Annotated in this window: 1 pseudogene; it reads left to right on the top strand. The window is 34.0% G+C overall.

The features are described 5' to 3' along the window. Positions 1–269, top strand: a pseudogene (locus ACSG5Z_RS31400) (energy-coupling factor ABC transporter ATP-binding protein); the annotation flags it as partial. Positions 270–291: the final 22 nt, after the last annotated feature.

Raw genomic sequence — 291 nt, 5'->3', positions numbered from 1 at the left:
GTATTAACGTGTTATCAATTACGCACGATTTAGAAGAAGCGGCACAATCAGATCGTGTCATTATTTTAAACAAGGGAGAAAAATTAGAGGAAGGGACTCCAAAGCAAATCTTCAAGTCCTCTCATATGCTCCAAGAAATTGGATTAGATGTACCATTTTCAGTGAAAATAGCAGAATTATTAAAAAGAAATGAAATACTCTTGCAAAATACGCATCTTACAATGGAAAGCTTGGTGAACGAACTTTGGAGATTACATTCCAAAAAGTAGAACATCGTTTTCAATATAAACC

This window comes from Bacillus pretiosus (assembly GCF_051294775.1).
Classification (GTDB): Bacteria; Bacillota; Bacilli; order Bacillales; family Bacillaceae_G; genus Bacillus_A; species Bacillus_A wiedmannii.
This window is presented reverse-complemented; position numbering and strand designations above follow the sequence as displayed.